This is a genomic window from Noviluteimonas gilva (assembly GCF_009740395.1).
Taxonomy (GTDB): Bacteria; Pseudomonadota; Gammaproteobacteria; order Xanthomonadales; family Xanthomonadaceae; genus Noviluteimonas; species Noviluteimonas gilva.
This window is the reverse complement of the sequence record NZ_WOXT01000001.1, coordinates 607,717-627,012: the sequence shown is the minus strand read 5'-3', so window position 1 is coordinate 627,012 and position 19,296 is coordinate 607,717. Positions and strand designations below refer to the sequence as shown.

Genomic DNA, 19,296 nt, shown 5'->3' with positions numbered 1-19,296 from the left:
TGATTCGCCCGGTACAAGGGCGCGGGCGCGTAAAATGCCGCCGATGGACGCCATCGCCCCCACTACCGTCCGCCTGCGCAATGCCTGGCGGTCCTCGCATCCCTGGATTTTCCAGAAACTCGTCGAAAAGCCCGCCGTGCGCCCCAAGCCCGGGAGCATCGTCGATGTCGTCGGCGTGGAAGGCGACTGGATCGGCCGCGGCTTCTACAACGGCCACTCGCGCATCGCCGTGCGCATCCTCGAAACGAATCCCGACGTCGAAATCGACGCCGGCTGGTTCGCGCGCAAGATCGGCGAGGCGGTGCGTCTGCGTCGCGAGGTGCTGCAGCTCGACAAAGTGAGCGACGCCTGGCGCGTCGTGCATTCGGAAGGCGATGGCCTGAGCGGCCTGGTGGTCGATCGTTACGCCGACCTGCTCGTCGTCGAATTCTTCAGCGCCGGCATGTTTCGCCATCGCGAGTGGATCTACGACGCGTTGCGCGAACACTTCCCCGGCTGTCGTTTCCACGCCTCCGCCGACGAACACGTGCAGAAGCAGGAGTCCTTCGACTTCCGCGGCTCGGAACCGGCGAAGCCGGCGATCATCAGCGAACACGGCATCAAGTTCCGCGCCGACCCCGCGGGCGCGCACAAGACCGGCTTCTTCGCCGACCAGCGCGACAACCGCGAATGGCTCTCGCACCTGTGCGAAGGCCAGCGCGTGCTCGATCTGTGCTGCAACACCGGCGGTTTTGCGGTGTATGCGGCCGCGCGCGGCGCGGCGGAAGTCGTCGGCATCGACATCGACAACGACGTCATCGAGATCGCCAAGGGCAACGCGAAACTGAACAACGTGCGCCCGCGCTTCGTGCAGGCCGACATCTTCCCGTGGCTGCGCGATGCGTCGAACAACGGCGAACAATTCGACGTCGTGATCCTCGATCCGGCGAAGATGACGCGCGACCGCGAGCAGGTGATCCCGGCGCTCAAGAAGTACCTCGACATGAACAAGCTCGCGCTGAGCGTGGTGAAGCCGGGCGGCTTGTTCGCGACCTTCTCCTGCACGGGCCTGGTGAGCGAGGAACAATTCCTCGACATGATTCGTCGCGCGGCGTTCTACGCCAATCGCACGGTGCAGGTGCTGAAGGTGTCGGGCGCGGGTCCCGATCATCCGTTCCTGGCGCAGGTGCAGGAGTCGCGCTATCTGAAGGCCGCCTTCTGCCGCGTGCTGGATTGAGCTTGTCGCAGGCGCTGAGAACGATGCAGCGCATACACTGCACACGCCCGACCGGAGAACGCCCATGACCGCGACCCTGATCCTGAGCTGCGTCCTGGCGCTGGCAGTGGGGCTCGTGGCGGGATTCCTGCTTCGCCGCGCGGAGATCGATCGTCTCCGCGAGCGCAGCCGCGACGACGCGATCGCCGTCGAACGCGCCCGCGCCGAAGCCGACGAGGCCCGCCGCGCACGCGTTGAAACCGAAGCCTTCGTCCGCGCCGCGCAGGAACAACTCTCCGCGCGCTTCACCGAACTCGCCGGCAAGGCGTTCCAGGAACGCGGCCTGCAGTTCGAACACAACGTGCGCCAGGCCACCGGCCAATCGAAGTCGGACATCGAGTTGCTGCTCAAGCCCTTCGCCGACCAGCTCGGCGAATTCCGCAAGCGCGTGGACACCGTCTACGGAGACGAGGCGAAGGAACGCGCCTCGCTGCTCGGTGCCGTGCAGGAACTCAAGACGCTCAACCAGGACATGGCCGCCAAGGCCGACTCGCTCACGCGCGCGCTGAAGGGCAATGCGAAGATCCGCGGCGACTGGGGCGAGCTGATGCTCGAAAGCGTGCTGCGCTCCTCCGGCCTGGAAGAAGGCGTGCACTTCGACCGCCAGCAATCGAGCACCGACGACCAGGGCCGCCGCCTGCGCCCCGACGTCATCGTGAAGTTGCCGGACGATCGCCGCATCGTCGTCGACAGCAAGGTCAACCTGATCGCGTGGCAGGAAGCGGTCAACGCCGATGCGCCCGAGGCGCAGGCCGAAGCGATGCGTCGCCACGCCACCGCGCTGCGCCGGCACGTGCGCGACCTGGCCGACCGCAACTATCCGGCGGCGGTGGGCGACTCGGCCCTCGGCGTCACCATCGCGTTCGTGCCGATCGAAGGCGCGCTCTCGGCGGCGCTGGGCTTCGATGATCGCCTGCAGACCGACGCGTTCGAAAAGGGCGTCGTGTTCGCCTCGCCCAACACGCTGATGGCGATGCTCCGCGTCGCCGATCGCTTGTGGACGCGCGACAAGTTGCAGAAGCAGGCGATGAAGATCAGCGAGACCGGCGGGCACCTGCTCGACTCGGTGATCGCGTTCCTGGCCGACTTCACGTCGGTGGGCGCCGAGCTGGAGAACGCGCAGAAGGCTTATCGCGCCGCGCGCAACCGCCTGGAGGAATCGCCGCAGGCCGTGATTCCGCGCGCGCGCCGGCTCGCGGAATTGGGCGTCAAGGGAAAGAAGAAACTACCCGCCGACCTGGAGCCGGAAGACCTCGATTGCGGGGCCCTCTAGAACCAGGCCCTCAGCCGCCATCCATCGGCGTGACCGGGATCGCGTCGAGCGGCACGGTCGGGTTGTTTTCGTCGCGCAGGTATTCGGGCAGCGTGTCGTCGTCGTCGAGGTTGCGGTCGCCGAAGATCTGGTAGTTGCGGCGCTGCAGCCACGCATCGCGCACGAGCGCGTAGTCGTCCGCGGCGCCTTCGCGCATCGCATCGACCGACAGCAACTGCGTGCGCACGTCGACCAACTGCAGGCCCTGCAGGAAGATGCGGACCTTGTCCTCTTCCACGTTGCGCAGCAGCCCGAACGGCGCATCGCCCGCCATGCCGAACACGTCGCGCACGGTGCGCGGCCCGAACAACGGCAGCTCGATGAAGCGCGATTGCTTCCAGCCCCACACGCCGAGCGTCTGGCCGAAGTCTTCGCTGATGCGCGGTAGCTTGGCGTCGGACGCCGGATCGAAGATGCCGCCCAGGCCCAGCGTGACGTTCAGTGCGAAGCGGCCCATCGCCTGGCCCGCCTGCTTCGGCTTGCCCTGCAGCAGGCTGTTGAGCGCGCTGAGCGGCTGGTAGAGATTCGAGAAGAAGTTGCTGACGCCCAGGCGCACAGGGCGCGGCACGACTTTCACGTAGGCCTTCGCCAACGGCCGCGCGATCATGCGGTCGATCGCGTTGTTGAACGTGTGCATCCGGCGGTTGAAGGGCTCCCACGGGTCGTAGGCCTGCGGGAGTTCGGCGGGCGTGGGGAGCGCGCCGTCGCCGTAGATCGACACGAAGTCTTCTTCGGCGGCCGTGGGGACTTCGGTGGTCTGCGGTTGCGCGCTCGTCGATGCGGACGGCACGGCGGCGTCGACCGCGACCGGCGCATCAGCGGGTGCTGCGACGGACGTGGCGGGCGACGGTTCGACCGCGACCGGCGCAGCGATCGTCGACGGCACGGCGACATCGACCGGTGCGACGACCGTGGTTTCCGATGCAGGCAGCGCGGAATCCGCCGCATTCTGGGCGAACGCGACCGGCGCGCTGAGCGCGATCAGGGCGCCGGCGAGCAGCGCGAATTTCGAAGCGAGGGGGCGATCCATGCCGGAAAGTGTAAAGGGCGAGGGCGGGGGCCGTTCGGGACGGAGTGTCCTGAATGCGCGTCAGGCGTTCGCGAAGGCGAGCGACGCGTCGAGACGGTAGGCGGCCCGCAGCTCGTTCAGGCCCGCCGGGCTGCCGTCGAGGGTCACGCCGTTGCCGGCACGGGCCGCGAGTTCGGCGAGCAGCGCCACGCCGGCGCTGTCGACGAGGGTCACGCCCCGCAGGTCGATGCGGCGCACGCCCGCGAGCGACTTGCCCACCTGCGCCCACGCCCCGGCGACCGACGCGCGGACCAGCGCGCCGGTGAGCACCAGGGCATCGCCGTCGCGGGCGACGGTGAGCGGGGACGCGGAAGCGCGGGCGTCGTTCATCGGATTACTGCGAAGCCTGCGCCGTCATCTTGCCGGCGCGCAGGTCGGCGGCGACCTGCTTGATGCCCTTGGCCTGCAGCGGACCGTCGAACTGCTGGCGGAAGGTCTGCACGAAGGACACGCCTTCGACCAGCACGTCGAACACCTGCCAGTTCGCACCGGTCTTGCGCATCAGGTAGTCGACCGGCGTGGCCTGGCCGTTCGCGCGCACGAAGTCGCTCTTCACGCGCACGATCGCACCGTTGCGCAGCGGCTCTTCGCTCTTGACGCGGATCTTCAGGCCCTTGTCGAACGACAGCAGCGCCGAGCCGTAACGCGACATCAGACTGTCGGCCAGCGCATCGGAGAACAGCTTGACGTCGGCATCCGACGCGCCACGACCGTGGCGGCCGAGCACCAGGCGACCGGCGTATTCGCGGTCGAACATCTGGTTGAACTCGGTCGCGACGAACTTGTCGAGCGCGCCGCGATTCTTGGTGAACTCGTCGCGGCGCTTCTCCAGCGTGGAGACGATGCGCGTGGCGTTGGTGAGCACGAGCTGGCTCGGCTGGCCCTGCGTCGCCGGCGCGGCAGCGGCCGGCTTGGCGGCAGCCTGCGCGTGAACGATCGACGGCGCGGCCGCGGCGAGCGCGACGGCGAGGGCGGAGGCGGCGAGCGCCTGGCGGAGCAGGCCGGCCTGCGACACGCGGACGGCGGTCTGGTTTCGCTTCATGGGGTGGTTTCCGTGGGGGTGGCGGAAGTGGAGGCGGCGGCGGGCGCCGTACCGGCGGCAGGCGCGCCGCCGGAGAACATGTACTTGCCGACCAACTGCATGAGGTCGACGGCCGACTGCGTCAAGGTGATCTCGTCGCCCGGCTTCAGGATCTCGACATCTCCGCCCGGCGCCAGCCCGACGTAGCTCTCGCCCAGCAGGCCGCTGGTGAAGATGCCCGCGGACGTATCGGCCGGCAGGTCCTTGTAGCGGCCGTTGATCGACAGCGTGACGATCGAATCGAACCGCTGCGGATCCAGCGAGATGTCCGACACCGAGCCGACGACCACGCCGCCGATCTTCACCGGCGCGGCGACGCGCAGCTGGCCGATCGTGGAGAAGCGCGCCTTGAGCGGATAGGAATCGCCGCCGAAGCCCCACTTGTTGTTGGTGGAGGCGATCGCGAGCACCAGCAGGCTTGCCAGGGCAAGCAGCAGGAACGCGCCGACCGCGAATTCGAGACGGGGACCACGCATGGTCATCAACTCCTGAACAGCAAAGCGGAAAGGACGAAATTGAACATCAGCACCAGCAGCGAGGCGTTGACCACCGCGCGCGTGGTGGCGACCGAGGTGCCTTCGATGGTCGGCTCGGCGTGGAAGCCCACGTACGAGGCCACCAGCGCGGACACGCCGCCGAAGATCGCAGCCTTGATGAAGGCGACGAGGAAGTCGTCGTGGAAATCGACGCTGTCCTTCATCGTCTGCCAGAACGTGCCGCCGTCGATGCCGATCACGTGCACGGCTTCGAAGTAACCGGCCGCGATCGCCAGGGTGATGAAGAAGCCCGTGAGCAGCGGCACCGTCAGCACCGCGGCCCAGAAACGCGGGGCGACGGTCTTGGCCACCGGATCGATCGCCATCAGGCCGAGCGCGGTGATCTGGTCGGTCGCGCGCATCAAACCCAGTTCGGCGGCGATCGACGAACCGGCGCGGCCGACGAACAACAGCGCCGTCAGCACCGGCCCGAGCTCACGATACAGACCGAGCCCCAACAGCGCGCTCACCTGGCCGGTCGCGCCGTAGGTTTCCAGCGCGCGATAACCGAGCAGCGTCACCGACAGGCCCACGAAGGCACCGCCCGCCGCCACGATCGGCAACGAGCGCGCACCGATCTTGTAGATCTCGCGCGTGAGCTCGGCGAAAAAATCGCGTGTCGGCTTGGAAGCGCGCAACACCGACAGTGCGAACAGGCCCGCGGCGCCCAGCGAGCGCGTGGCGGCGACGAAGGGCATCAGGCAGCCTCCGGCGCGCGCGCCGTGGTGTCGAAGGGAATCGGGCCGTCGGGCTGGCCTTCGAGGAACTGGCGCACGAGCGAATCGCGCGAAGCATCCAGTTCCGCCGGCGTGCCGGAAAACACGATGGCGCCGTTGGCGATCACGATCGCGTGGTCGGCGATCGGCATCGTTTCGTGCACGTGGTGCGTGACGACGATGCTGGTGAGGCCGAGCGTTTCGTTGAGGCGACGCACCAGGCTCATGACCACGCCGCTCGCGATGGGATCCAGGCCCGTCAGCGGTTCGTCGTAGATCATCAGCGGCGGATCGAGCGCGAGCGCGCGGGCCAATGCCACGCGGCGCGCCATGCCGCCGGAGAGTTCGCGCGGGAACAGATCGCCCGCCACGCGCAGGCCGACGGCGTGCAACTTCATCTCGACCAGGCGGCGGATCACCGCGTCCGGCAGATCGGTATGCGTGCGCAGCGGGAGCGCGACGTTCTCGGCCACCGTGAGATCGGTCAGCAGGCCGTTGCCCTGCAGCAGAACGCCGAGGCGCTTGCGCATCGTCAGCAGGGCTTTCTGCGAACGCGGGACTTCTTCGCCGAAGACTTCGACGCGACCGGCGGCCGGCACGAGTTCGCCCGTGAGCGCGGCCAGCAGCGTGGATTTGCCGCTCCCCGAGGGTCCGAGCACGGCGGTCACGCTGCCGCGCGGTACCGAAAGGTCGATCTCGCGCAGCACCACCCGCCCGCCGCGTTCGAGGCGGAGGCCGGACATGCGTACGGCGGGCTGGTCGGGGGTCGTGTTCACGCGGTCGGATTGCAGCCTAAATGGGCGAAAGGCGGCGCAGCTTCGCCATCGGGCGCTGAATGGCGGCCCAGCGGGCTTGCGCGTGCGCCTGGGGCACGGCCGCGCATTGTCGCAAAGCTTGCGGCCAGCGGCAGTGCCGATCGGAACAATCTCGGAGATTGCGACGCCCTCCGGCATCATGGCGTCTCATGCAAGGACGCCCCGACTTCCGCCTCTACCACGGCAACGCACTCGACGTGCTCGCCGGGGTGCTGGCTGTCGAAGTCGCGCGCATGCCCGCCGACGGCGACTGGCTGCGGCCCGACATCGTCCTGGTCCCGCAGTTCTCGATGCGCCGCTGGTTGCAGCAGGCGCTGGCCGAACAGACCGGCATCTGCGCGAACCTGCGCTTCCTCACGCCCGGCGAATACGTCGACCTCGCGCTCGACGCCAACCTCGGTCCCGCGCCCGCGGCCGATCGCCTCGAACCCGACACCCTGCGCTGGCACGCCCTGCGCGAACTGCAACGCAACCCACCGCCCGCGCTGCAACGCTTCCTCGCCGAAGCCGATCCGCGCAAGGCCTGGTCGCTCGCCAATGCGCTCGCCGACACTTATGAGAAGTACCAGGCCTGGCGCCGCGACTGGCTGCTCGCCTGGGAACGCCGCGCGCCGAAGGACGATTGGGAAGCGACGCTGTGGCGCGCCATCGCCCGTGACAAGGCGCATCGCGCGCGGCGCATCGGCGATTTCCTTGAACGCTTCGGCCCCGAAGGCGCGGAAGCACCGCAGGGTCTTCCGCCGCGCCTGTTCGTCTTCGCGTGCCAGAACGTCTCGCCCGACGTGTTGCAGGTGATCGCCAGCCAGGCGCGCGCGGGCACGCAGCACTTCTTCCTCCATGCGCCCGCGCGCGGCTTCTGGGGCGATCTCGAACGCTGGTCCGCGTATACGCCGACCACCGACGAGGCCTACCTCGCTGCCGGCGATACGCCACCCAATCCGTTGCTCGCCGCCTGGGGCCAGGCGGGCCGCGATTTCGTCGCGATGCTCGTCGGCGGAGAAATCGCGTCGCCGTCGTTCGATGTCGCGCCCTTCGTCGAGCCCGCGCGCGACACGCTGCTCGGCCGCATGCAGGCCGACTTGCTCGACAACCGCGCGCCGCTGCACGACAGCAACGAATCCGAATGGCCGCGCGCGCAAGTCGATGTGCGCGACGCGAGCCTGCAATTCCACGCCTGCCACACGCGCCTGCGCGAAGTGCAGGTGCTGCACGACCAACTGCGCGCCCTGCTCGAATCGCAACCGGACCTGCAACCGCGCGACATCGCCGTGCTCGCGCCCGACATCGATGCGTATGCGCCGCATATCGAAGCGGTCTTCGGCGGCGCGCTCGGCACGCAACGCGAGTTGCCCTACACGATCGCCGACACGAGCCCGCTCGCCAGCGCGCCGGTCGCCGAAGCCTTCCTGCGCCTGCTCGAACTTCCGCTGCATGCGCCTTCGCTCGCCGATTTGCTCGACCTGCTCGCCGTCCCCGCCATCGCCGCGCGCTTCGGCCTGGAAGACGCCGATCGCATGCGCGTGCAGGACTGGCTCGAGAACGCCGGCGCGCGGTGGGGCCTGGACGCCGCCGATCGCACGCGCCACGGCGCGGACGGCGACGCGTTCACCATCGAGTTCGCGATCGATCGATTGCTGCTGGGTTATGCGAGCGGCGAGGACGAAGACATCGCCGGTGTCGCGCCGTGGCCCGAACTCGAAGGCCAGGCCGCCGAAGCGCTCGACGCGTTGTTGCGTTGCGTCGCGATGCTGCGCGACATGCGCTCGCGTCTCGCCGGTCCGCATCCGCCTGCCGCCTGGGCGACGGCGCTGCATCGCCTGCTCGACGAAGCCTTCGCCCCCGCGCGCGACAGCAGCGACGCGGCGATCCTGCGCCGCCTGCGCGATGCCGTCGGCCGCTTCGCCGAAGGTGCGGCGCGTGCGCAATACGACACGCCGGTCGAACACGCGATCGTGCTCGAACAACTGCGCGACGAGCTCGGCCAGGCCGATGCGCGCGCACCGTTCCTCTCCGGTGGCATCTGCTTCGGCCGCATGGTGCCGATGCGCCTGATCCCGTTCCGCGTGACGTGTTTGCTCGGCATGGATGCCGAAGCGTTCCCCGCGCGCGAAGGCCGCGATCCGATCAATCGCATCGCCAACGCACTCGGCACGCCCGATCGCCGCAAGGGCGATCCCTCGCGCCGCGACGCGGATCGCTATCTGTTCCTGCAGTTGTTCGCGTCCGCAGGGCGCGTGCTGACGCTGAGCTGGTGCGGCATGGATCCGCGCGACAACAGTCGGCGCGAGCCTTCGACCCTGGTCGCCGAATTGCTCGACGCCGCGGCGGCGTACCACGCTGGCGATGCGGAGCAAGTGCGCGAATCGCTGATCGTCCGCCACGCGCTGCAACCCTTCGCGCCCGCGGCGTTCGGTGCCGCGCACGCCGGCGGCGACATCGAACCGCGTCGCTTCAGCTACGACGCGCGCTGGCGTGCAGCGTCCGAAGAAACCGCGGGCGTCGACGACACACCTGTGTTCGCACCGCCCACGTTATGGTTGCCGTCGTCCGACACCGAGCGTGGCGCGTTGTCGCTCGATCGCCTGCGTCGCTCGATGATGCGCCCGCATGCGGTGTATCTGCAGGAAGGGCTTGGCTTGCGCTTGCCGGAAGACGAAGCGCCGCTTGCCGAGCACGAGCCGCTCGGCGCGCCCAATGCACTGGGTCAATACACGCTGCGGCATGCGGTGTTCGATGCATGGATGCGTGCGAGCGGTCGGCCCGACGCGCACGCCCTGCACGCGCGACTGCTGGCGCGCGCACTGATCGCGCCGGGCGCGGATGGCCGTGCGCAGGTCGCCGATCTGCTCGAGGAGATCGCGCCCTTCGCGCACATGGCGCTCGACAAGGGCTTCGGCGATGCGGCCAAACGCGTGCCGTTCGCGCATGAATCAGCGGCCGGTGCGTTGCGCGGCACGCTCGACGGCGTGCATCGCCCAGGCGTCTTGCGCGTCGTCTTGCGTCCCGACGGCATCCACGGCGGCCACGCGGTGCGGCACGGGCTTGAACGACTCTACGCGGCCGTGGCCGGGATCAAGTTCTTCGAACTCGCGCGCGAAGAGAAGAATGCGCCGCCCGCTTGGGTCGAACGCAAACCGCCGACGCCCAAGCGCGCCGCGGCGGCGCTCGATTCGTTCTTCGGCTGGCACGACGCCGCGCTGCGCACCCCGCAGGTCTTCCTGCCCAAGAGTGCGTACGCCTTCGTGCGCAAGCTCGATGGCAAGTTCGACGAGGCCGCGATCAACGCGGCGACCAAGACCGCGCGCGAGACCTGGACCGGCACGCAGTTCGACGGCGCCGGACGCGAGGAAGCCTCGCCCGCGACGCGTGTCGCCTTGCGCGGCCGCGACCCGTTCTTCGACGAGAACGAACAGTCGCTGACGCGCTTCCAGCTGTTGTCCGTCGCGCTCTTCGGTGCGCTCGGCGAGGCCTCGCCGCTCGATCCCGAGGTGTACGCGTGAGCGCGACCGTCTTCGACACGCCGCTCGATGCGCGCAGCCTGGTCGAAGCCAGCGCGGGCACGGGCAAGACGTATGCGCTCGCCGGGCTGTTCGCACGCGCGGTGATTGCGCAACGCCTGCAGGTGCCGCAAATCCTCGCGGTGACCTACACGGTGGCGGCGACGCAGGAACTGCACGAACGCGTGCGCCTGCGACTGCAACGCGCCGCGCAGCTGGCAATCGAATGGCGCGACGACGCGGTAGTTGACGACGACGATGCAGAGGCGACGCTCCTGCGCCGCTTGCTGCGCGAGGCCCTGCGCGACGAACCGCTGCCCGCGCTCCGCCTGCGCCTGCAACGCGCCGTGCGCGACCTCGACCTCGCGGCGATCACCACCATCCACGGCTTCTGCCAGCGCCTGCTCTCCGAACACGCGCTGCTCGCCGGTCAACCCTTGCTGCGCACCGACATCGAACCGGGCAACGCCGCGCAACGCGATCGGCTGGCGGTCGTGCTGTGGCGCAGGCATGCGCGCACGGTCGAAGGCGCGGACTTCCTGCATCGCACGTTCGGCGATGTCGACAGTTTGGCCAATGCCTTGCGCGACTTGCTGCCGCTGGAACCGCTGCTGCCGCCACCGCCGTCGGGCGATGCGATCGCGCGACGCGATGCCGCATGGCGTACGTTGCGCGAGCAGCTCCGCACGCACGGCGAAGACGACCTCGAAACGCTGCGCGTCGCATCGAGCAAACGCATTCTGATTCAAGGCGCGAAGGCGCTGCAGTACGAAGCGATCTGGCAATGGTTCGCCGCCCAATCCGATGCCGCGCCGCAACCGCGCGACGATCTGGCGCTGCTCACGCCCACCGGCCTGGTGAAATGTTGCCCGCCGACCAAACAGGCGCTTGTCCCGCAACTCGCGATTGGCGACGCCGTCCAGGCCTTCGTCTGCGCGAGTGAAGGCGTCGACCTGCATCTGCTGCACACGTTGCGCGCCGACGCCCGCCGCGAAGACCAAGCCATCAAGCGCGACGCCCACGTGCGCGATTTCGACGATCTGGTCGACGCCGTGTTCGCCGCACTCGAGGATCCCGCGGTCGCCTCCGCGTTGATCGACGCCTTGCGCGCCCAGTTCCCGCTCGTCCTCGTGGACGAATTCCAGGACACCGACGCGCGCCAGTGGGCGATCTTCTCGCGCCTGTTCGGCGAAGGCGGCCTGTTGCTCGTCGGCGATCCGAAGCAGGCGATCTACCGCTTCCGCGGTGGTGACGTGCAGACCTACCTGGACGCGCGTTCGACCGCGACGCTCGCTGCGCCGCTCGATCGCAACTTCCGCTCGCGACCGTGCGTGCTCGAAGCGGTGAACGCCGTGTTCGATGCCGCGCCTGTCGATTTGCTCGGCGACGGCATCGCCTTCGTGGCCACGCAACCCGGCGGTCGTGCGTGCGATCCGGATCTGTCGATCGAGGGAACGCCCGCGCCCGCCATCGCGTTGCAGGAATTGCCCGCGAAGGCCAAGGGCACGTGGACCGCGCCGGAATCCATCGCCCTCGCCGCGAGCAGTTGTGCGCGCGCCATCCGCGACTTGCTCGTCCTCGCACGTGCGGGCCGCGCCACGCGTCGCGATGGTGACGCGCAACGTCCGATCGAACCCCGCGATTGCGCCGTCCTCGTGCGCAGCCATCGCGAAGGCATCGCGATCCGCGACGCGCTCACGCATCTGGGCGTCCCCGCCGTCAGCGCCGGCCGCGGCAGCCTTTACGAAACCGAAGAAGCGCAGCAGCTGCTCGCATTGTTGCTCGCGTTGTCGACGCCCGGCGATGAACGTCGCCTGCGCGCCGTGCTCGCAACTCCGTTGTTCGGTTACGGCGCGGCGATGCTGCAGGCGCTGGAAGCCGATGGCGATGCACGACGCCGCTGGCAGCAGGATCTCGCCGACTGGCGCCTGCGTTGGGAATCGCACGGTCCGCAGCCGATGCTCGCCGATGTCGTTGCGCGAGAGGCAGCGCGCATGCTCGCCTTCGCCGATGGCGAGCGGCGCATCACGCACCTGTTGCAACTCGGGGAACAATTGCAGGAAGCGCGCGCACATCGTCTCGGGCCGCAAGGCCAGGTCGATTGGTTGCGCGCCGCCATCGCGCACGCCGACCACGAAGACGAAACGCAGTGGCCGAACCTGGAATCCGATGCGAGCCGCGTGCAGATCCTCACGCTGCACAAGAGCAAGGGCCTGGAATTCCCGCTGGTCTTCCTGCCCTTCGCCGGCATCGGCCGCACGAATGGCGGCAAGACGCGCGTCGTGCAATACCACGATGCGAACGGCCAGCGCGTGCGCCAATGGAAGACGCGCGAGCGCCATGCGGGCGCGCCGTCGTGGGACGAAGCGACCCAGGCGTCGAAGCGCGAAGACGCCGCCGAAGACATGCGCCTGCTGTACGTCGGCCTGACGCGCGCCCGCGATGCGATGTGGCTCGCGACCGGGCCGCTCGCATCCAACGCGCAGTCGTCCTTGCATCGCTTGTTCGGCGGCATGCTGCCGCGCGCGGACCTCATCGGCGGCAACATCCAACTGCGCGCGCCCGAGAACGCGAACGACGACACGCGCTTGCCGCCCGCCGTGCCGGACGCGATTCCCGCGCCCCGCACGCCGCATCGCCGCCTGCGCCGCGACTGGTGGATCCACAGCTTCTCGCAATTGCATCGCCAGCACGCGCACGGCGCGCAGGCGCTTGCCGAGGAAGCGCCGGCCGACGACGAACGACCGCTCGCCGTTTTCGAAACGATCGATCCGGCGTTGCTGCGATTCTCCGGCACGCGCTTCGGCAACGCGTTGCATCACGCTTTGGAGAACGTCGATTTCGCCGCGTGGCGCGATCCCGACGACGTGCCCGCCGATCAACTGACGATCCTGCGCGACGCCCTGCGTTCGCAGGATTATCCGGAAAGCGACTTCGACGCCGGCGTGCGCGAGCTCGCGCCGCTGGTCGCGCACACCCTCATCGCGCCGCTGCCCGAAGGCGTGCGCCTGTGCGACGTGCCGGTTGCATCACGCATCGCAGAACTGGAATTCCACTTCACGCTCGCCGATGCCGAAGTGCCCGCGCTACTGGCGTTGTTGCAGCGACATGGCATCGCAGCGGGTCGTCGCGATTTCGGCGCATGGCCGAAACTCAGCGGCCTGATGACCGGCAAGATCGACCTGACCTATCGCGTCGACGGCCGCGTGTACGTCATCGACTACAAATCCAATCGCCTGCCCGCCTGGGATGCCGCGACCGTGGCGCAGGCGATGGCGGCAAGCGAATACGATCTGCAGGCGTTGCTGTATTCGGTCGCGGTGCATCGTTGGTTGTGCATGCGCCTGGGCAGTCGCGAAGCGGCGACTGCAGCCTTCGGCGGCGTGCGCTATCTCTTCTGCCGCGGTCTCGACGCCAGCGATCCGCAACGCGGCGTCGCCGTCCCCGACTTGCCGCCCGCATTGATCCACGCCGTCGACGACCTGCTCGGAGGCACCGCATGAGCGCGCAACGCGACGACCTGCCGCGTGTCTTCGACCTCGCGTTCGCGCAAACGCTCGCGCGTCGCGAGCCCGATGCCGATCCGCGCGTGATCGATGCCGCCGCGCGCGCGTCGTTCGCGATCGCGCAAGGGCACGCGGCGTTGGATCTCGAAGGCGATGACGCGCTGCGCAACATGCTCGCGACATCGCGCTGGGTCGCGCGACCCGATGCCGACGCGGTGGCCGATCCCGCGATGCCGCTCGTGCTCGAAGGCGACCTGCTCTACCTGCGCCGTTATCGCGAATACGAACGCCGGCTCGCCGACGGCTTGCGTCGCATCGCCGCGGCGACGATCGACGTCGACGACATCACGCCGCTCGCACCGCTCTTCGAACGCCTGTTTCCCTCCGATGCACGCGACGCACACCAGGCGCGCGCGGCCGCACTCGCATTGCGCCATCCCTTGCTGCTCGTCACCGGCGGCCCGGGCACCGGCAAGACGACGACCATCACGCGCCTGCTGTTGTTCGCCGTCGCGCAGGCGCACGCCGAGGGACGCACCTTGCGCATCGCGCTCGCCGCGCCCACGGGTCGCGCCGCGGATCGCATGGCGCAAAGCCTTCGCATCGCTGTCGACCATTTGCGCAGCGCTGGCCTCGATGCCGCCCTGTGCGATGCCCTGCCCACCGATGCGTCGACCTTGCATCGCCTGCTCGGTGCAATTCCCGATCGCCCGCGCTTCCGTCACGGCATCGATCTTCCGTTGCCGCACGACCTGATCGTCGTCGACGAAGCATCGATGGTCGACCTGCCGCTGATGTGCAAACTCGTCGAAGCCGTGGCTGCCGGCGCGCGCCTCGTGTTGCTCGGCGATCGCGATCAGTTGCCGTCCGTCGAAGCCGGCGACGTGCTCGCCGCAATCGCAGATGCCGCGGTGACCGTCGAGCCCGCATCCGACACCGCGCTCGAAACACTCGCCGCGCCACTCGCAACGCCGCAGCGTTTCAAAGGCCTGCGCGTCGCGCTGCAACGCACCTACCGTCAAGCCGATGTCTTCGACCTCGCGCCGCTCGCCACGGCCGTGCGCGAAGGCGATGCGGACACCGCGCTCGCGTTGTTGCGCGGCGGCACCTTGCGCAACGTGCACTTCCACGAAGATGCCGTCGATCCGCTCGCGTCGCAGTTGCGCGACGAACTGCTCGCGCCCTGGCGCGCGCTCGGCACCGTCGATGCCGATGCGCCCGCCGCCATCGAAGACGCGCTCGCCCTCGCCCAGCGCGCGCGCCTGCTCACTGCCTTGCGCCACGGCGCACAGGGTGCGATCGCACTGAATGCGCGCATCGAGGAAGCGCTCGCCGGTGCGCAGCGTGACCCGTACTTCCACGGACGGCTCGTGGCGATCATGGAAAACAGCTACCGGCACGGGCTGTTCAACGGCGACCTCGGCCTGTGTTTGCGAGGTGAGGACGGCAGCGTCGTGTGGTTCCGCACCGCAGCAGGCCTGCGTCCGTTCCATCCCGCTGCGTTGCCGGCACACGCCGGCGCGTTCGCGATGACGGTGCACAAGGCGCAAGGCTCGGAGTTCGAAACGGTGTGGCTGCAGTTGCCGCGGCAGTTCGCGCGCACGCTCTCGCGCGAACTCGTTTACACCGCGATCACGCGCGCACGCGATGCGTTGCACCTGTGCGCATCCGAATCGGTGTTGCGCGAGGCGCTCTCCGTGCGTGCACAACGCGTTTCCGGATTGTCGCGACGATTGCGCGACGCGTGACGATTTCGTTGCGCGCGAATTTCTGAACACGCCTGTGCGCACGCGTTGCCGTGCGTTCAACAAAACAAGCCGTGCCTTCACTGTTACAACACCAGCCAGTTCCTAAGTTGCGCACCTCGCGTCGAACGGCGCGACGTCCCCCACACAGGAGCAAGACAGAATGAGCGATATCAAGAAGGACCACAGCATTGGTGAAGGCACGGGTGCGGTGACGGGTGCGGTCACTGGTGCGGCGGTTGGTTCGGCGGCTGGCCCGGTCGGAACCGTGGTCGGCGCGATCGCCGGTGGCGTGCTCGGTGCGAAGGCCGGCGGTTCGATCGCCGAAGCCGTCAACCCGACCGAATACAACGATCATTGGAAGACCTCCTACCGCGACACGGCTTACTACAACAACAGCCGCGACTGGTCGGACTACGAGCCGGCGTACAAGTACGGCTACGACACCTACGGCCAGTATCGCGGTCAGAAGTTCGACGACGTCGAATCCGACCTCGAGCGTGGCTGGGAATCGGGCAAGGCAAGCTCGCGCCTGGCCTGGACGGAAGCCAAGGGTGCGGTGCGCGACGGTTGGCATTACGTCGAACGCGCCATGCCGGGCGACGCCGACCGCGACGGTCGCTGATCGCATCGCAAGGACTCGCGGTGCGAACGCGCCGCAAGACGAGCCGGGGCAACCCGGACGCAAAGGCCGCCTCGCGCGGCCTTTGCTTTTTCCACGACTTCACCAGCCTGACTTCACCAGTATTAAACGCGCCGCGCCCTAGCTTCGAAATTCGAGACCGGGAGCCCGCGCCCATGAGTATCTTGAAGAAGGACCACGTCGTCGGAACCTCGGGCGCAGCCCTCGCGGGCGGTGCGGCCGGCGCGGCGTTGGGCGCCGCGGTCGCGGGACCGCCCGGCATGGCGGTCGGCGGCATCGTCGGCGTGGCCCTGGGCGCGACCGCGGGCGACCGCATCGCCGAGGCGCGCGACCGTCGTGAGAACCTCGGCCACTTCGAACAGATCTACCAGTCGATGCCCTACTACCGCGCCGGCTACACGTGGCACGACTACGCGCCGGCCTACCGCTACGGCCTGGAAACCTACGAGCAATACGGCGAACAGACCTTCCAGGGCGCCGAATCGATCCTGCAGGGCGCCTGGGAATCCAACGCGCACTTCGGATCGCGCATGGCCTGGCTCGAAGCCCGGCCCGCGGTCGAGCATGCATGGCGTTCGCTCGACGAAGCCCTCGGCAAGTCCGAGCACATGCCGCCGCCGCGCTGAGACAGCCGGTACCATGGCGTCCCCCGCAGGCACGCAGGGCCGCCCCCGATGAGCGACACCCGCAACGATGTTTCCCGCGCCCAGGCCGAAGAGGCCGTGCGCACGCTGCTGCAGTGGTCCGGTGAGGACCCCAAACGCGAAGGTCTGATCGATACGCCCAAGCGCGTGGTCAAGGCCTACGAGGATTGGTTCAGCGGTTATGCGCTGGATCCCGAGCAATATCTCGCCCGCACCTTCGAGGAAGTCGAGGGTTACGACGAACTCATCGTGCTGCGCGACATCCAGTTCGAAAGCCATTGCGAACACCACATGGCGCCGATCATCGGGCGCGCGCACGTGGGCTACCTGCCCGCCGGCAAGGTGGTCGGCATCAGCAAGCTCGCGCGCGTGGTCGAAGCCTATGCGCGTCGCTTCCAGGTGCAGGAAAAGATGACGGCGCAGATCGCCGGCTGCATCCAGCGCGCATTGCATCCGCTGGGCGTGGGCGTGGTGGTCGAGGCCGCGCATGAATGCATGACCACGCGCGGCGTCCACAAGCGCGGTGTCAGCATGGTGACATCGACCATGCTCGGGACCTTCCGTGAAGACGCACGCACCCGCGGCGAATTCCTCCAGTTCATCTCCGTCGGCAGCGCCCACCGCTGAGCCGCCGCTCGATTGCCTGATCGTCGGTGCCGGCCCCGCCGGCCTGACGGCAGCGACCTACCTCGCGCGCTTCCATCGGCGCGCGGTGGTGGTCGATGCGGGCAAGAGTCGCGCACGCTGGATTCCGAAGAGCCACAACTGCCCGGGCTTTCCGTTCGGCGTGTCGGGAACGGAGCTGCTCGACAAGCTGCGCGCACAGGCGACCGGTTACGGCGCGGAGATCGTCGACGGCTGCGTCGCGAGGCTGGAACGCGACGGCGATGTCTTCGTCGCGACCGCGCAGGACGGCATGCGGTGGCGCGCCACGTTCGTGCTGATCGCGACCGGCATCGTCGATGCGATGCCGTCGATGCCCGGCTTGGAAGACGCGATCGCGCGCAACGTCATCCGCATGTGCGCGGTGTGCGATGCGTACGAAGCCAGCGACGACCGCATCGCCGTCTATGCACCGGTGGACGTCGCGATCTCGCACGCCGTGTTCCTGCGCACGTTTTCGCGCAACGTGGTCGCGGTGCGTTCGGAGCCCGGCGAACCGACCGAAGCGAACGCGGCGCTTGCGAAACAGGCGCGTGTTTCGGTGCTGCCCGTCGCCACGTCGCTCGAACACGATGGCCGCTGCTGCGTCTTCAAGCTCGAAGACGACAGCGTGCATCGTTTCGACACCGTCTATCCGGTGCTCGGCTGCAATGCGCAATCGGACGTGGCGATGATGCTCGGCGCGGCAGTCGACGAGAACCAAGAACTCCTCGCCGACGAGAAACAGCAGACCAACATCGACGGTCTGTACGCCATCGGCGACATCGTCACGGGCTTGAACCAGATCAGCGTTGCGGTCGGCCACGCCGCGATCGCGGCCACGGCGATCCACAACCGCTTGCCGCGCAATTTCCGCGAGGATCCGGAAGCACAGCCGGCGACGGCAGCAGACCTGCCGTCGCCCTGATCGTCAGTTGTGGTTGATGCGCGGCATCACCGGGTTCTTGGGATCGTTGTGGATCATCGGGTCGCAGGGAATCAGCGAACCGTTGGTGCTGTCGAGCACCATGACGCAATAGTCGGAGTTCAGCTGCGCGGTGTTGAGGTCGGTGACGACCGCGGTGTCCGTCGAATGCGTGCTGCTCAGCTGCGGCGGCGTGGTGTCGGAGGCGAAGTTCACGCCCGTGACGCTGTATCGATTGTTGCCGTTGAGGCTGACGTTGATCGTCGCGGTGCCATCGCCGATCTTCGTCTTCAGGCCGCCGTTGTCCTGGTCGCCCCCCGTGTACTTGAAGCTGTACTGCTGTTGGGTGTTCGGCGCGGTGACGTTGACCCAGCCATTGCCGTTGTTGCTGCCAGGCTGCACTTTGAGGTTCACGTTTTCGTTGGACATCTCGAGGCTCCGTCGTTTGGAGTGAGGCGTGGACCCCTGAAAAGGCGTACTCAGTGCTGGTGGATGCGGTGCGGCACCGGATGCTTCGGATCGTTCGCGATCATCGGGTCGCAGGGAATCATCGATCCGTTCGTGCTGTCGAGGACCATGACGCAGTAGTCGGCATCCAACTGCATCGTGTTGAGGTCGGTGATCGCCGCGGTCGTTGGCGTGAACGAGCGGCTCAGTTGCGGCGGTGTGTCGTCGTCGCGGAACGTCACGTCGCTCACGCTGTAACGATTGTCCGTATCCAGGTTGACGTTGATAGTGGCCGACCCGTCGCCGACGTGCGTCTTCAGGCCCCCGCGATCCTTGTACCCACCGGTGTATTTGAAGCTGTAGGTCTGCTGTGTATTGGGCGCGACGACCGTGGTCCAGCCGTTGCCTTTCTTCGTGCCCGGCGCCAACTTCAATTGCACCGTTTCGTTCGTTGCCATGTCGA

17 protein-coding genes are annotated in these 19,296 nt (G+C 68.1%); 9 read left to right on the top strand and 8 right to left on the bottom strand.

Annotation, left to right across the window (positions count from 1 at the left end):
• Nucleotides 1-43 precede the first annotated feature (43 nt).
• Nucleotides 44-1,216 carry a class I SAM-dependent rRNA methyltransferase gene (locus GN331_RS02865; RefSeq protein WP_156640149.1) on the top strand — a complete coding sequence of 391 codons (1,173 nt, stop codon included), beginning with the start codon at nucleotides 44-46 and terminating at the stop codon, nucleotides 1,214-1,216.
• A 64-nt stretch (nucleotides 1,217-1,280) separates the two neighbouring features.
• On the top strand, nucleotides 1,281-2,528 hold the full coding sequence (locus GN331_RS02860) for a DNA recombination protein RmuC (protein WP_156640147.1): 1,248 nt from the start codon (nucleotides 1,281-1,283) through the stop codon (nucleotides 2,526-2,528).
• A 10-nt stretch (nucleotides 2,529-2,538) separates the two neighbouring features.
• Here GN331_RS02860 and GN331_RS02855 read toward each other — a convergent pair whose 3' ends face one another.
• Genes GN331_RS02855 through GN331_RS02830 form a run of 6 tightly spaced genes read right to left on the bottom strand, consistent with a single transcriptional unit; the run spans nucleotide 2,539 to nucleotide 6,712 of the window.
• Nucleotides 2,539-3,597 (bottom strand): MlaA family lipoprotein, encoded by a 1,059-nt coding sequence (locus GN331_RS02855; protein WP_156640145.1) that lies wholly within the window; start codon nucleotides 3,595-3,597, stop codon nucleotides 2,539-2,541.
• 60 nt (nucleotides 3,598-3,657) lie between these two features.
• On the bottom strand, nucleotides 3,658-3,966 hold the full coding sequence (locus GN331_RS02850) for an STAS domain-containing protein (RefSeq protein WP_156640143.1): 309 nt from the start codon (nucleotides 3,964-3,966) through the stop codon (nucleotides 3,658-3,660).
• Between the two features lie 4 nt (nucleotides 3,967-3,970).
• Nucleotides 3,971-4,678, bottom strand: a complete 708-nt coding sequence (locus GN331_RS02845) for an MlaC/ttg2D family ABC transporter substrate-binding protein (RefSeq protein ID WP_156640141.1) — start codon at nucleotides 4,676-4,678, stop codon at nucleotides 3,971-3,973.
• Nucleotides 4,675-5,199, bottom strand: a complete 525-nt coding sequence (gene mlaD / locus GN331_RS02840) for an outer membrane lipid asymmetry maintenance protein MlaD (RefSeq protein WP_156640139.1) — start codon at nucleotides 5,197-5,199, stop codon at nucleotides 4,675-4,677. The genes GN331_RS02845 and mlaD overlap by 4 nt, the downstream gene beginning before the upstream one ends.
• Entirely contained in the window at nucleotides 5,199-5,951 is a 753-nt protein-coding gene (locus tag GN331_RS02835) for an MlaE family lipid ABC transporter permease subunit (RefSeq protein ID WP_156640137.1), read from the bottom strand. The genes mlaD and GN331_RS02835 overlap by 1 nt, the downstream gene beginning before the upstream one ends.
• Entirely contained in the window at nucleotides 5,951-6,712 is a 762-nt protein-coding gene (locus tag GN331_RS02830) for an ABC transporter ATP-binding protein (RefSeq protein WP_156641203.1), read from the bottom strand. Before GN331_RS02830 ends, GN331_RS02835 begins: the two co-directional genes overlap by 1 nt.
• 221 nt (nucleotides 6,713-6,933) lie before the next feature.
• Here GN331_RS02830 and recC point away from each other — a divergent pair, with 221 nt between their 5' ends.
• From recC to GN331_RS02795, 7 genes are all read left to right on the top strand, one after another.
• Nucleotides 6,934-10,284, top strand: coding sequence for an exodeoxyribonuclease V subunit gamma (gene recC, locus GN331_RS02825; protein ID WP_197426978.1), 3,351 nt, complete (start codon nucleotides 6,934-6,936; stop codon nucleotides 10,282-10,284).
• The gene (locus GN331_RS02820; RefSeq protein ID WP_197426977.1) at nucleotides 10,281-13,784 is read left to right on the top strand and encodes a UvrD-helicase domain-containing protein; all 3,504 of its coding nucleotides are present in this window, start codon (nucleotides 10,281-10,283) and stop codon (nucleotides 13,782-13,784) included. The genes recC and GN331_RS02820 overlap by 4 nt, the downstream gene beginning before the upstream one ends.
• Nucleotides 13,781-15,535: an exodeoxyribonuclease V subunit alpha gene (gene recD / locus GN331_RS02815; protein WP_156640131.1), complete on the top strand. Its 1,755-nt coding sequence runs from the start codon at nucleotides 13,781-13,783 to the stop codon at nucleotides 15,533-15,535. Before GN331_RS02820 ends, recD begins: the two co-directional genes overlap by 4 nt.
• A 160-nt stretch (nucleotides 15,536-15,695) precedes the next feature.
• Nucleotides 15,696-16,157, top strand: a complete 462-nt coding sequence (locus tag GN331_RS02810) for a glycine zipper domain-containing protein (RefSeq protein WP_156640129.1) — start codon at nucleotides 15,696-15,698, stop codon at nucleotides 16,155-16,157.
• 173 nt (nucleotides 16,158-16,330) lie between these two features.
• Nucleotides 16,331-16,801 carry a hypothetical protein gene (locus GN331_RS02805; protein WP_156640127.1) on the top strand — a complete coding sequence of 157 codons (471 nt, stop codon included), beginning with the start codon at nucleotides 16,331-16,333 and terminating at the stop codon, nucleotides 16,799-16,801.
• Between the two features lie 48 nt (nucleotides 16,802-16,849).
• Nucleotides 16,850-17,446: a GTP cyclohydrolase I FolE gene (gene folE, locus GN331_RS02800; RefSeq protein WP_156640126.1), complete on the top strand. Its 597-nt coding sequence runs from the start codon at nucleotides 16,850-16,852 to the stop codon at nucleotides 17,444-17,446.
• On the top strand, nucleotides 17,382-18,389 hold the full coding sequence (locus GN331_RS02795; RefSeq protein ID WP_331713340.1) for an NAD(P)/FAD-dependent oxidoreductase: 1,008 nt from the start codon (nucleotides 17,382-17,384) through the stop codon (nucleotides 18,387-18,389). The genes folE and GN331_RS02795 overlap by 65 nt, the downstream gene beginning before the upstream one ends.
• Nucleotides 18,390-18,392: 3 nt before the next feature.
• Here GN331_RS02795 and GN331_RS02790 read toward each other — a convergent pair whose 3' ends face one another.
• Both GN331_RS02790 and GN331_RS02785 read right to left on the bottom strand, forming a co-directional pair.
• Nucleotides 18,393-18,815, bottom strand: coding sequence for a hypothetical protein (locus tag GN331_RS02790; RefSeq protein WP_156640124.1), 423 nt, complete (start codon nucleotides 18,813-18,815; stop codon nucleotides 18,393-18,395).
• A gap of 50 nt (nucleotides 18,816-18,865) precedes the next feature.
• The gene (locus GN331_RS02785; RefSeq protein ID WP_156640122.1) at nucleotides 18,866-19,291 is read right to left on the bottom strand and encodes a hypothetical protein; all 426 of its coding nucleotides are present in this window, start codon (nucleotides 19,289-19,291) and stop codon (nucleotides 18,866-18,868) included.
• Nucleotides 19,292-19,296: the final 5 nt, after the last annotated feature.

Excerpts from the sequence above, each read along its gene's own strand:
- GN331_RS02835 (WP_156640137.1), bottom strand. The coding sequence starts at position 5,951 with ATGCCCTTCGTCGCCGCCACGCGCTCGCTGGGCGCCGCGGGCCTGTTC.
- recC (WP_197426978.1), top strand. The coding sequence starts at position 6,934 with ATGCAAGGACGCCCCGACTTCCGCCTCTACCACGGCAACGCACTCGAC.
- GN331_RS02785 (WP_156640122.1), bottom strand. The coding sequence starts at position 19,291 with ATGGCAACGAACGAAACGGTGCAATTGAAGTTGGCGCCGGGCACGAAG.
- GN331_RS02855 (WP_156640145.1), bottom strand. The coding sequence starts at position 3,597 with ATGGATCGCCCCCTCGCTTCGAAATTCGCGCTGCTCGCCGGCGCCCTG.
- GN331_RS02845 (WP_156640141.1), bottom strand. The coding sequence starts at position 4,678 with ATGAAGCGAAACCAGACCGCCGTCCGCGTGTCGCAGGCCGGCCTGCTC.
- GN331_RS02810 (WP_156640129.1), top strand. The coding sequence starts at position 15,696 with ATGAGCGATATCAAGAAGGACCACAGCATTGGTGAAGGCACGGGTGCG.
- GN331_RS02790 (WP_156640124.1), bottom strand. The coding sequence starts at position 18,815 with ATGTCCAACGAAAACGTGAACCTCAAAGTGCAGCCTGGCAGCAACAAC.
- GN331_RS02865 (WP_156640149.1), top strand. The coding sequence starts at position 44 with ATGGACGCCATCGCCCCCACTACCGTCCGCCTGCGCAATGCCTGGCGG.
- GN331_RS02850 (WP_156640143.1), bottom strand. The coding sequence starts at position 3,966 with ATGAACGACGCCCGCGCTTCCGCGTCCCCGCTCACCGTCGCCCGCGAC.
- GN331_RS02860 (WP_156640147.1), top strand. The coding sequence starts at position 1,281 with ATGACCGCGACCCTGATCCTGAGCTGCGTCCTGGCGCTGGCAGTGGGG.
- folE (WP_156640126.1), top strand. The coding sequence starts at position 16,850 with ATGAGCGACACCCGCAACGATGTTTCCCGCGCCCAGGCCGAAGAGGCC.
- mlaD (WP_156640139.1), bottom strand. The coding sequence starts at position 5,199 with ATGACCATGCGTGGTCCCCGTCTCGAATTCGCGGTCGGCGCGTTCCTG.
- GN331_RS02805 (WP_156640127.1), top strand. The coding sequence starts at position 16,331 with ATGAGTATCTTGAAGAAGGACCACGTCGTCGGAACCTCGGGCGCAGCC.
- GN331_RS02830 (WP_156641203.1), bottom strand. The coding sequence starts at position 6,712 with ATGTCCGGCCTCCGCCTCGAACGCGGCGGGCGGGTGGTGCTGCGCGAG.
- recD (WP_156640131.1), top strand. The coding sequence starts at position 13,781 with ATGAGCGCGCAACGCGACGACCTGCCGCGTGTCTTCGACCTCGCGTTC.